9 protein-coding genes are annotated in these 12151 nt (G+C 69.3%); 4 read left to right on the forward strand and 5 right to left on the reverse strand.

The annotated features are described in order from the left end of the window. Positions 1–61: 61 nt before the first annotated feature. Positions 62–1162, forward strand: a complete 1101-nt coding sequence (locus BM362_RS37535) for a DUF1214 domain-containing protein (RefSeq protein WP_093576389.1) — start codon at positions 62–64, stop codon at positions 1160–1162. A 433-nt stretch (positions 1163–1595) separates the two neighbouring features. Beyond that, positions 1596–1898, forward strand: coding sequence for a hypothetical protein (locus BM362_RS37540; RefSeq protein ID WP_143132607.1), 303 nt, complete (start codon positions 1596–1598; stop codon positions 1896–1898). 267 nt (positions 1899–2165) lie between these two features. On the opposite strand, the gene BM362_RS37545 is transcribed toward BM362_RS37540, so the two are convergent. The 3 genes from BM362_RS37545 to BM362_RS47100 all read right to left on the reverse strand — a co-directional run bounded on the left by BM362_RS37545 (position 2166) and on the right by BM362_RS47100 (position 6050). Continuing rightward, complete coding sequence (locus BM362_RS37545) at positions 2166–2693, reverse strand: pyridoxamine 5'-phosphate oxidase family protein (RefSeq protein ID WP_067581979.1); 528 nt, start codon at positions 2691–2693, stop codon at positions 2166–2168. Positions 2694–3253: 560 nt separating this feature from the next. Next, the gene (locus tag BM362_RS50405) at positions 3254–5683 is read right to left on the reverse strand and encodes a SufS family cysteine desulfurase (RefSeq protein ID WP_093576391.1); all 2430 of its coding nucleotides are present in this window, start codon (positions 5681–5683) and stop codon (positions 3254–3256) included. Further along, positions 5655–6050, reverse strand: a complete 396-nt coding sequence (locus BM362_RS47100; protein ID WP_143132608.1) for a hypothetical protein — start codon at positions 6048–6050, stop codon at positions 5655–5657. The genes BM362_RS50405 and BM362_RS47100 overlap by 29 nt, the downstream gene beginning before the upstream one ends. Before the next feature lie 188 nt (positions 6051–6238). On the opposite strand from BM362_RS47100, the gene BM362_RS37555 reads away from it, so the two are divergent. Then, positions 6239–7597, forward strand: a complete 1359-nt coding sequence (locus tag BM362_RS37555) for an NsdA family TPR-like regulatory protein (RefSeq protein ID WP_483073388.1) — start codon at positions 6239–6241, stop codon at positions 7595–7597. Between the two features lie 814 nt (positions 7598–8411). Here BM362_RS37555 and BM362_RS37560 read toward each other — a convergent pair. Next, entirely contained in the window at positions 8412–9107 is a 696-nt protein-coding gene (locus tag BM362_RS37560) for a tRNA-dependent cyclodipeptide synthase (protein WP_067581983.1), read from the reverse strand. 39 nt (positions 9108–9146) lie between these two features. Then, positions 9147–10454, reverse strand: coding sequence for an LLM class flavin-dependent oxidoreductase (locus tag BM362_RS37565; protein ID WP_093576393.1), 1308 nt, complete (start codon positions 10452–10454; stop codon positions 9147–9149). A gap of 361 nt (positions 10455–10815) precedes the next feature. On the opposite strand from BM362_RS37565, the gene ribB reads away from it, so the two are divergent. Further along, the gene (gene ribB / locus BM362_RS48545; protein WP_232791662.1) at positions 10816–11598 is read left to right on the forward strand and encodes a 3,4-dihydroxy-2-butanone-4-phosphate synthase; all 783 of its coding nucleotides are present in this window, start codon (positions 10816–10818) and stop codon (positions 11596–11598) included. Positions 11599–12151: the final 553 nt, after the last annotated feature.

A 12151-nucleotide genomic window follows, 5' to 3' on the forward strand; every position in this document is an offset into this window, starting at 1 on the left:
GCTGTCGCGACAGCGAAAAGCCGGTGCACACGCAGGCCAGACCTCGCAGCAAAGGAACGAAATGACGGCCGAACTCAGTGAATCATCGAACGACACTGCCACGGACGAGATGCTGGCCGCCTGGGGCGACCTCCTGTCGAGCATGGAAGGCTTCGCGCAGTGGGCAGCGGCCGGCGAACACGCAGTTGACCGGGCCGAAGGCCTTCGCCACGGCCTCAGGTACCTGGGCCACCTCGCCGAGTACCTGATCGAGCACAACGACCCCTGCCGGCCCGAAGTGACCTTGGCGAACAGCCCGGTTCGCACGCTCTACGGGAACTCCGCGGACTGCAGCTACTACATGAGCAGGATTTCGCCAAAGCGCGAGTACCGCGTATGGGGCCAGCGCGGGGACGCTCCGCTCGTGTCGGCCCAGGTTCACCGCTACTCAGGGGATACGCGGGTCGCTGGCACCTTCGTCGTGACCGACGAGGTGTGCGACGAAGACGGGAACTACGAGTTCTACTTGTCGAGCGACCTCCGGGGAAGGCTCGGCCTCACCCTCGACGAGGGCTGCGGCGAGGTCTACTTCCGCCACTACAGCTACCGGCCCGGGAGCGAAACCGCACCGACCTTCTTCGTGGAGTTGCTGGGTGAACCCGCCCCTCCTCGCCCCGCGCTCGACGAAGCCACGCTCGCCCGGCGGATCCGGCTTGTGGCCAAAGGAATGCGGCTGGTGCAGCCTTCGCTCACCAGCCTCGTCGATGCTCTGCGCAAGCGGCCGAACCAGATCGTGGCGGCATGGGACCCCGAGGATCCCGCGTTCGACTTCTTCTACGGCGCCACGACGCAAACGTATCTGGGCGGATGGTGGGATCTTCGGGGAACCAACGGCCTTGAGGTGACTTTCCGCCCCCCGCCCGCGGCCTTTGTGTCCATCCAGATCTTCAACCGCTGGTTCGAGGCCATGGAATACCGCGACCACGTGACCAATCTGAACGCCGCGCAGATGCGACCCAACGAGGACGGAAGCTTTACCGTCCGGATCGGCGGGGACCCCCAGCCCGTCAACTGGCTGGACGCCTTCGAACACGAGGAAGGAATCGTCATGATCCGCTACATCCTTCGGCGTGATGAGCCTGGCAGCGGCACGCCCCCGGCAGAGGTGCGCGTTCTGCGCTGAACTGGCTTGAGCTTTAGCCCGTTCTGCGTGGCCGGCTTGCTTTTCCCGGATTTCGCCGAGGCGGCTGGGTGCACGTCGCGACGAACGCGGCCGCGGCGTGCGTGCGTTCCGGGTTGTCACCGGAGGCGGCGGGCAGTGCCGGATTCGCTTGCTCGCACAGGCTGAGGATGCCACGGTCGAGTTCGGCGATCTGCGCCGACGGTGCCTGGTGGCGGCGGAACGATCGTTTCGTTGCCTGCGGCAAGGGCGGTTTCTTCTGGCCCTGCGGCAGGGCTCGGTGCGAAGGAGTGCGCGCGTGAGGTTTGAACACGATTCAGGAACGGAACTTCCGGTCATTGCGCGATGTGCGTGCGTCGGTGCGGGAGTTCCTGACCGGCGTCATCGGGGGAGGCCGACGCCGGGAAGTCCAATCTGCTGGGACATGATCAGGCTGGTGACCGATCCTCCTGACGGGCAACGAGACTGCTGCGAGGACCTCGACGACGTCGCACGGAGGCCGACGTGGTTCTCCGCATCGACCGAACCGCTGCGGCACGGCAGGTACAGCCGGGGCATCCTCGACGACATGACCTCAGTTCGCTATCGGATTTCTTACGCGCCGCCGGTCGGGACCGAGGTTCGGGGGAAGGCGCGGTGGATCGCCGGCGAGGGCCGGTCCACTGACCGCGCCCCGGAGCCAGAAGCCCGCGGCTGGCTTCGGCAGGTCTGCTTGCCGCCGTTGCGCGACGCGAGCTGAACTCCGGTTCGGGAACCCGGTTGCGTGTCATCGTTCAGTACCTGCTGTCCGATTTCGTCGGTGAGGTGCGCGACACGTCGGACGAGGTCAGGCTTCCGCGCCGGATGCTGTTCAGAGCCGTCCGCGCCTGTACTGCCGATTCCGCTTCGGCCACGCCGGCTTCGCTGGATCGCAGCCCTCATCCCCGGCTTGATCCCGAACGTATCGGTCCGCCGAAAGCAGGGACGACGTCCCGATCCCTTTCGCCGATACGGATCGTCCTGATGCCTAACGTGCTTCCGGGACGGTCGCGTCCTTGAGGAAGGCTGTCAACGCAGGCAGATCGACGGGTACACGGAGGTCCTTGCCTTCGCGTGCCCAGGCTTCGGTGTCGCGGACCCAGGCTTCGGTGACGGAGACGGCATACAGGTCACGCGCCGATGAGGGGCCGAAGTCTTCAAGTCCGACCATGACGTTCTCGCGCTGCCGGGCGTCGGGAAACGCCTTCTCCCAGAATTCCCGGTGCAGCGCGGCGAGCTGATCGCGAGGAACGGGCTCGCAGGTCCCGCGAAGCTGCACTCCGTCGAGCTGGTCGTCGCGAACCTGGTAACCGGTCGCGCTGACTGTGCTGTTCGCGCCGATGTGGATCGTGTGCCGGCTGGCGGGGTGGGAGCAGAACAGCAGGGTGGCGTCGTGGGCGATGACGTGGTTGAGCGTAGCGCTCCACGGGCCGTCCTGGCCGGACGTGGCCAGCACAAGGAACGGGATCGTCTTGAGCAAAGTCGCGGCACGGCGCGCAGGATCGTCGTTTGTCATGGCATTCCTCCATCCGTTGACAGTCGTCGCTAAGCACGGGGATGCCGCGCCCGGCAGTCAGCGCCCGCAAGGTTGCTCATGGGGATGACGCCAGTCCCGAGCCCCGCCGACGACTGCGGCAAGCTTGTCCGGGTCCGCATCGGGTTCGGACGCGTTGCCGTTGATCTTCTGGTGCGCCCGCGTGGCCGTGAACGACACGTTGGCACCGCGGGTAAGAGGCTTCGCGGCAGAAGCCGCAGGTACTGGCGTGCACCTCGACGCCATGCGTCGTGGCTGCCCGCTGGGGATCGGACTTGGTGTTGGTGCCAGAGCCGGTGAGAAGGTCGCGGCGTGCATGTCCTCCCCGATCGCGAGAGGCGGAGATTTCAGCCGCGCCGCGGATGTCGTCCGCGCGGGGTGTTCGCGCGTTGGTCGCGTGATCCTCTCGACCACTTTCGCCCGCCACGGTTGGCGTAGCTATGACGTCATCGGACTGCTTTGCGATGCGGAGAACAGGCGGTCTCGCGAGATCGCGGTGGAGCGCAGCGCTGTCTCGGGATGCGATCAGAGCGGTGCCGCGCTCAGGGGCGTAGTTCGTAGACGGCGCTTCTGGGGGTTTCGGCGACGCGTCGCCAGCGGGTGAATCCCGCTTGTTCGGCCAGTCCCCGCAGTTCTGCTTCGCCGGCGTGGTTGCCGAGTGCGAGCGGGCCGTCCTGTGCCGCGGCGGCGGGCAGGCACAGGGTGAACGACAGTGCCATGAACAGCCGCCCGATGGGGTGGGTGTTGGTGGCGGGGTCGGCTTCGGCGTTGGGTTCGACGAGCATCACGACGCCGTCGGGGCTGACGATGCCGCGTGCGGCGCGCAGCGCGGCCAAAGGGTCGCCCATGTCGTGGAGGCAGTTGAAGAAGGTGACGAGGTCGTAGCCGCCGCCGGGCGGGGGGCGGAGGTCGGCCGCGGCGGCGGTGTGGAAGCGGGCGCGGTCGGCGAGTCCGCGTTCGTCGGCGACGATGCGGGCGTGGTCGACGGAGGGCTGGTGGTAGTCGTAGCCGTCGAAGGCGGCGTGCGGGTGCGCGGCGGCCATCAGCAGCGTCGAGTGGCCGATGCCGCAGCCGATGTCGGCGACCCGGCCGCCGGCGGCCAAGCGTTCCGTGACGCCGTCGAGGGCGGGCAGCCAGGAGGACACGATGTTGGCGTTGTAGGCGGGGCGGAAGAACCGCGCGATCGCGCGGAACATCTCCGGGGGGTAGTCGCCCCAGTCCACTCCGCCGCCGTCGCGCAGGCATCCGGCCAGCTGGTCCTCGACCCGGTACAGGGCCTGTACCGCGGCGAAGACGCCGATCCCGGCACCGGGCGCGTCCGGGTCCGCCAGGACCGCGGCGTGCTCGTCGGGGAGGACGTAGGTGCGTTCTCCGGCGGAGGTTTCGCTGTGCACGTAGCCCGCGCCGACTTGAGTGTGCAGCCATTCGGCGAGGTAGTTCTCCCGGGTCCCGGTGCGGGCGGCGAGCTCCGCCGCGGTCAGCGGGCCGGCGCCGGCCATCGCCCGGTACAGGCCGAGCCGGTCGCCGACGGACACCGCGACGCCGGTGATCGCGGTGGCCGCGTCGCCGAACACCCGGTCCAGGAACGGCATCGCCGGGGCGTCCGGCCGCGCGGCGGGCTTCGGCGCGGGCAGGGCGTGGATCGCGGGCTCGGCCAGTTCCGCCAGTGCCTCGGCGAAGAGATCGACCTCCCGCTCGGTGTTGTAGACGTAGAAGGACACGCGGGTGGTCGCGGGCAAGCCGAACCGGACGCAGGCCGGTCTGGCGCACAGGTGGCCGACGCGGATCGCGATGCCGCGCTTGTCGAGGTGCGCGCCGATCTCGTCGGGAAAGCGGTCGGCGAGCGAGAAGGAGATCGCCGCTCCGCGGTCCTGCGTGGTGGCGGGACCGACGATCCGCACCCCCGGGATCGAGGCGAGCGCGTCGAGCGCGCGGGCGGTCAGATTCGCGCAGTGCGCCGCGATGTTCTGCCTGCCGAGGCCGCCGAGGTAGTCGCAGGCGGCCGCCAGCCCGACGGTCTGCGCGATCACCGGGGTGCCGGCCTCGAAGCGGTACGGCGGCTGCGCGTACGTCGAGCTGTCCATCGCGACCTGGTCGTTCATCTCGCCCCCGGTCTGGAACGGCGGCAGCGTCCGCAGGAGGTCGCGGCGGCCCCACAGCACGCCGACCCCGGTCGGGCCGCACATCTTGTGACCGGAGAACGCGAGGAAGTCCACTCCCAGCGCGGCGACGTCCACCGGCATATGCGGCACCGACTGGCACGCGTCCAGCACGGTCAGCGCCCCCACCTCCCGCGCCCGCGCCACCAGCGTCCCGACCGGGTTCACCGTTCCGTACACATTGGACTGATGGGTGAACGCGAACACCTTGGTCCGCTCGTTCACCACCTCCGCGAGGTCGCCGAGGTCCAGCCGCCCGTCCGGGGTGATGGTGAGCCAGGCCAGCTCCGCACCGGTCTGGCGGCACAACTGCTGCCACGGCATGAGGTTCGAGTGGTGCTCCATCTCCGTGACCACGACGCGGTCGCCGGGCCCCAAGGCCAGCGAACGCAGCTCCGGCTCCGCCCAGCTCGCGTTCCCCAGCGCGTACGCGACGAGGTTCAGGGCCTCGGACGCGTTCTTCGTCAGGACAACGTCCTCCGGCGCCGCGCCGACGAACCCGGCGATCCGCCTCCTGCCGCCCTCAAGCAGTTCGGTCGCCTCCCGTCCCAGCTCGTGATAGCTGCGGTGCACGTTGGCGTTGTGCAGCCGATAGTAGTCCGACTCCGCCTCCAGCACGGCCCGCGGTTTCTGCGAGGTCGCGGCGCTGTCCAGGTAGACCAGCGGCCGCCCGCCGTTCACCTTTCGCGCCAGGATGGGAAAATCCGCGCGCACGCGGTCCACGTCGTAACCCGGCCCGCCCGGACCTGCCGCAGCCGGGACCGCGACGCCGTGCGCGGCGCATTCACAAGCAGGTTCCGCGGCGATCGTCATTCGCGTACCTCCACAAAACTGTTCGGGGAAATCTGTCCGCTGCCAGAATTTCGCGGCCGTAGAATCGCCGCGCGTTATTTCCAGGCGCACGTTTCGGCGATGTCCAGAACGGCCCGGCGGAAACGTCGCGAAATGTGGCAATAATCCACGCCGGCCGGGACGAGATGTCGCGATGCGTCTGATTCTGCGACAGCAGGCCGGTCGCGACAATCGTCCGTTTCAGTGACTTCGCCTCCGATCTCGACCCGTTGCCTCGGCCTGCGGAAACAACCGGGACCGTGCCGGCGGGCGTGCCGCGGGCCGCGCGCCGGTGCGGAGTTTCATCGCCGCGGCCGTTTCGTGGAATATTCTTGCGAATGTCGATCACGGTGCCTCTTGGCGTTGATCGGGTTGATCGATGGCCGCCTTCGGCCGGCTTGTGGACGGCGAGAGACCCTTTTGGTCGACGCGGTGCGGTGACCGATGCTGGAAAATGAGCGAAGGGGATAGGCCTGGAGTGGCCTCGGGAATCAGTTCCCGGGAGCCGGGCGGATTGTGCCAATGGCGCGACGGGCAATGGTTCGGCGGAGGGAGACTCTGGTTGTGTCGGCGCCGGGAGGCAGGATTTCGAACCACGCTCTTCGGAAAGCGCTCGACGAGTGCCGCTGGAACGGACCCGCGTTCGCGAACGAGGTGAACAGGATCGGCCGCGAGATGGGCCTCGACCTGCACTACGCCCGGCCTTCGGTGTCTCAGTGGCTGGGGGGAGTGCGTCCCCGGCCGCCGGTGCCCGAGGTCATCGCCGAGGCGATCTCCCGGCGGCTCGGGCGCAGGGTCACTGCCGAGGAGACGGGCTTCGGCGTCCCCGGCCCCAGGCGCGGCGGTTACGACCTGGGGGAGGAGCGGCCCGGCGGGCCGGCCTGGCCGCCGAAGAGCCCCGTTCCCTATTCCCTCGACGCCCTCGCCGCGGTGCCGGACCTCTCCGGCCTGGGATTCGGGAGCGCGCGAGAGCGCGGATCCGCACTGGCCGCCCGCGATGTGCGCTCGGTCGCGACGATGACGGAAATGTTCGCGTGCACTGTCGCCCAGTTCGGAGCCAGTCCTGCGCGCAAGGCTATGCAGTCCTACATCGATACGAAGTTGCGTCCCCTCCTGCTGCGGCCGGCGAAGCCCGGAGTCCGGTGGGAGTTGCTGAACACGGCCACGCGCATGGTCCGGGTCTGCGGTTACGCCCACTACGACGACGAGGCCCACGGCAACGCCCAGTGCTATTACCTGCTCAGCGCTTCCGCGGCGATCGCCATCAGCGACACCGATGCCGTGGCGCGGGTGCTGCGGCTGCTCAGCATGCAGGCGAGGGAGCTCGGACACGCCGCCCCCGCCACCCGGCTGGCGCGCCTCGCGCTGGAACACGGCCGCAACTCGGGCACCGGGATGCGCGCGCTGCTGCACGGGCAGCTGTCGGCCGCGGCGGCGACCGCGGCCGACGGGAAGACTGCCGACCGCCACCTGCGGACGGCGAAAAAGCTGGCCGGGGAACCGGATGGGCGGACGTGGCCGGGCGTGCTCACCGGAGCGTACGTCTCGTACTACGAGGCGGTGACCGCGAGCCATCGCGGCGACCGGACACGGGCCATCACTGCGCTGGCCGAGGGCGTGCGCCGATGTCCGGCCGATTTCGCCCGGCTGCGTGTGATCATGCTCGCCCGGCTCGCGGAACTCCAAGCGCGCGAAGGTCGCCTGACGGCGGCCTGCCGGACCTGGAGCCAGTTTCTCAGCCAGAGCGAAGCTTTCCGCTCGGCGAGCATCGACACCGCGGTACGCAGGGCGAAGGCGATCCTGCACCCCTACCGTTATCACGAAACGGCGGCCGAGATCCTGGCACAGATCGCGCACCGGCACAGACACGACCGGGTCCTTCCCGAGACCATCTGAACCGAGGACCGGACCATGCGCCTCGCCGAGCAGGCCACCGCTTTCAACGACTGCGGCGAATCGAGGATCGTGCCATGCCGAAGGCGAGGGCTCGACGCCTGAATCGCGTCCTCGGCCGAGGAGGGAAACGCGCCCCGATTCGCGGTTCCGGCCGAAGGGCGACCGATTGCCCTGCTCGCATCCGGCGCCCCGATGACGCGGGCGGCCTGGCGGCGGCCGTCGGGCTTTGCCCGGAGACGGAGTCCGTTCGGCGGCGGCACACTGTGCGAGGGACCGGTGCGATGGGGTGAACGTCGGGATGTCACGCGGCGGGGCCCACCGGAGGTCTGCCCGGCGGCGGAACGGCCTCGGCGCGCTGCTGCGCTGAACGGGGGCGGGCATCGGGGTGGCCCCAGCTTGTCCGAGCCCGGTCAGCCGTGTGCCGCACCGGGGCGGAAAACCGGGCCACCGTGGACGGTGCCTGCTCATCCTGCGGAGCGAGGCAGCGCTGCTCGTTCGCTGTCGGCCCCGGCCAGGTCGTCGCCTGCGCCCGCGACCGCGGCGCGCACCGGACGGAGACTCGTTGGTGCCGAAGGCATCCGAGCGGCTATCGCCAGCCGGGGTGTCGCTCCGGCCCCGGTGCCTGCCGCCGGGTCGTTGAAGGCTGCTTCGCCCTGCCGCCGGTTCCGGAGGTCGCGGTTCTGCCGGGACCACCGGGTAACGTCCGGTCTGGGTCGCACCGCCTGCCGTCACCGGCTCAGCACCTGTTCGGCCGCTGGCGGTCCTAAGTGGACTTGATTGGCGGTGATCGGTCCCTCCGCAGAGCGGAGAACCGTCAGGAGGGTGGACGGCGCAGGCTCGCGTAGCCTTGTTTTTCGGACGGGCGCCAGCTCAGCTTGCCTTCGTACAGCGGGGCGATGAATTCCATGACATGCCGGTAGCAGGTGACCGAGCTGTCGTGGCCGAGCATGTCCGCGGTGTTGGTCATGACCGCCGCTTCGCTGACGTAGTAGCCGATGGTGGCCTCCAGCTCGGCTTCCGTGGGCTGCCTGCTCTGGTCGACCCGCCGCAGGACACGGCGGGAGATGTTCAGGCACGCGTCCCGGAAGACGTTGTCGTGCTCGGCCTTCTCGCGGATGACGGCGGTGATCTCGTCGTGAGGCGTCCCGCCGCGGAAGTCGTCGAAGGTGAGCAGATGGGCCTGCGCGGTCAGCCGGGGGACCCCGATCCGGTCGAACGCGCGCAGTGTCCTGCCTCGCAGCATCGACAGGTTCTTGCGCACTTTGGCGAGAGCGCGTTGCTGGTCGTATCCGGCGGCTTCCAGCAGGCTCCGCATCTGCTCGCCGGGGGTCACCACGTCGAACGTCCGGAACCGGTCGTGCATGGCGGCGACGCTGAAATCGATGACTTCCTGGCTGAAATAGCTGTTGAACATGCTGAGCGCGAGCAGCCCGTGCTCAGCCTTGTCCAGCAGCCGCGCGCTTTTCTGATCGATCGGGACGAAGTGGTCGCCGTACTCGCCAGTTCGCATGAGGTGCCGCCTCTCCGGCAGTGAAGCTGCCCGGTCTCGTCAGGTGCGTTCGCGTCTCGACGCGCTGGGACCGCCGGGCCGGGCCGGTACGGGCAGCGCGCCGCCGATCCCGCTGTCCGGGGGAAGACGCTGGTCGTGCTGCCCGGCGTCCTCCCGGTGCTCCGGTGCCCGCACCACCGGGATGTCCTCCTCGCGGAGCGGACGCAGGGCCCGTGCGCGACGGGCCTCGGCCGCCGCCACGTACGGCGCGAGCCGGTCGTCTTTGCCCGCTCGGGCGCCGGCGTCACGTTCGCGGAACGCGGGCGCGATCTCGGTGCCGAACAGTTCCAGCGCTTGGCAAATGTGGTCGTGCCGCGTCCGCCCCACCGCCTGGATGAAGATGACCTGGTCGAGTCCGGCTCGTTCGTAACCCGCGAGCAGCCCACGCACCTCAGCGGGGGTGCCGATGATTCCCTGCTCGGGGTGAAAGGGGATGCCGGTCTCCTCCCGCTGGAATGCCGACCACACATCCGTGCGTCCTGGGCGGTGGTGCCCGGACGCCCAGATGCGGCCCAAGCTGTAGCCGAAGTACCGCAGCCCCGGGGCGATCCGCGCGATCGCCTCTTCCCCGTCGTGGTGCACCGAGAACCCGAAGAGCGCGGCGACGTTCGCGTTCACGGTGTGTCCGATGGGCACGCACTTGCCGGACCTGATGATGTCGTAGTACTCGGCGACCCACGTCTTCGCCTCTTCCGGCTCGACGAATCCGAAGACCAGCGCTCCCATGCCGTTTCGGGCTGCCCGGAGAATGGACTCGCGCCGTGCGCAGGCGAGCCACATCGGCGGGTGCGGCCGCTGCAGCGGCTTCGGCACGATGTTGCGGCACGGCATGCTGAAGTAGTCGCCTTCGTGCCCGGGATAAGGGGTCAGCGCGAGCATGTCGGCCGCGGCCTGGGCGCCTTCCTGCCACATGGCCCGCTTCTCGTCGTAGGGCATCCCGAAACCGCCGAGTTCGAGTGCCGTGGCCGCTTCACCGGTGCCCCATTCGACCCGGCCCCCGCTCAGCACGTCCAGCGTCGCGATCCGCTCGGCCACCCGCGCGGGGTGGTTGATCCGGGGCGAGGTGAGGCAGACGCCGTGGCCGAGCCGGATGTCGCGGGTGCGCTGGGAAGCGGCGGCGAGCAGCACCTCCGGCGCGGAGCAGTGGGAGTACTCCTCAAGGAAGTGGTGTTCGACGGCCCAGGCATGATCGATGCCGATCCGGTCGGCGAGTTCGATCTGTTCCAGCGCCTCGGCGAACATCCGCTGGTCGCTGTCCGGGCTCCACGGCCGCGGAGCCTGCAGCTCGTACAACACCCCGAACTTCATGGCAGCTCTTCCTCCCGGACAGTCGTCCCGTTCGACGGTTCAGGCTACGAGGCTCTCAGCCCGGTGGAGCCGGGGTAAGTACGCACGGGGAAAAGGCTGTTGAGCGTCGCGACGCGTTAAACCGGGCAGGCGGGCGGAGACATCAGGTTCTGTTTCGTGGCCGGAAAGGGAGCCGTCACCAGTCAGGCGATCAGGACATGCCGGCCGCTTTGCCCGGCACCCGGTCGCCGCCCTCTCCGCGCCGGGAGAACAGAATGAACAGGCAGCGCCGCTTAACGGCCTGATGAGGTGAACGGCTTGTAGCCGTGGAGACACCGCGACGACGCTGGATGTTCCACACCGGCGTTCAAGGGAGACCATCATGTCGGCGAAGTCCCGGCACGGGCGAAATACGGGGGCGATGACCGTCTCTGGTGGACGCGATGGCTTCGGGCCGCCCGTTTCCGGGGCGCGGCGGCCGCCGGGCGCGGTGGAACTGGCGGTCCGGGATATCGCCGCCGGGCGGCCTGTCGTCGTGCTCGACGCCGAAGACCGTGAGAACGAAGGGGACCTGGTCGTCGCCGCGCAGAAGGCCACTCCGGAAATCGTGGCCTTCATGATGAGCGAGTGCCGCGGGCTGATCTGCGCGCCGATGGCCGCGGCGGACCTCGACCGCCTGCGGCTGCCACCGATGGCGGCGGCGAACACCGACCCCATGGGCACCGCGTTCACGGTCTCGGCGGACGCGTCCTCCGCCCACGGGGTCACTACAGGTATCTCGGCCCGGGACCGCGCTACCACGCTGCGGTTGCTCGCGAACGAAGACACGGCCCCGGACGATTTCACCCGGCCGGGCCACGTCTTTCCGCTCCGGGCGCGTCCCGGCGGTGTCCTCGTCCGGGCTGGGCACACAGAGGCTGCTGTCGACCTGGCCTCGCTCGCCGGATTGAGACCGGCCGCCGCCATCGTGGAGATAGCGGGACCCCGCGGCCATCTGCTGCGCGGTCCCGAGCTGGTCGAGTTCGCCGGCGTGCACGACCTGACGATCGTGTCGATCGCGGAACTCGCCGCCTGCCGGGACAACTCGGCAAAGCGGATCGAGCATCCGGCTGCCGACGCGGGATCAGTTCACCGCTCGCGGTCACAGCGGCGTAGCCGGCAGTGAGTACCCGGCGCTCCTCCGCAAGGACCCGCGGCGGCCGCTGCCGTCTCGCCCGGTGCCGGCCCCCTGGCTCGGCCGCGAGACGGGGCGAGGAGTTGCCCGACCACGCGCAGCCCGCGGCAGAGGTTCGTCCGCTCCGCACACGAGCACCGGACACCTCGCGGTCGCAAGAAAGACGGCACGCCGCAGGTCACATCGACCTGGGTGGGCCTCGGCGGCACTGCGATCGCGGTGCCGCCGTCAGCCTCGACTGAGACAGCGGCCGGTCGCCACGAACGAGAGGGCGGATCGCGCGGGTGGTGCGTCCGGCGGCCACGCACGCGTCCACATGCCGGAAGCAGACACGGCCAGCGTGCGCGGCCCCAGCCCCTCCTCGCGAACTCCGCGGGCAGTCGCGCCGCGATGACCGATCAACGTCCGCCAGAAATAAACCGGGAAAACGCGGCAACTTCTTCCCTGCGGCCGTGCACCGGGTGAAGTCTTGATACAGCCAGGCAATCACCGGGGAGGGCCTGGCCGTCCGATCGCGGGGTCCGTTCGGCGGCGAAATCCCGAA

The organism is Amycolatopsis rubida (genome assembly GCF_900115345.1).
Lineage (GTDB): Bacteria > Actinomycetota > Actinomycetes > Mycobacteriales > Pseudonocardiaceae > Amycolatopsis > Amycolatopsis rubida.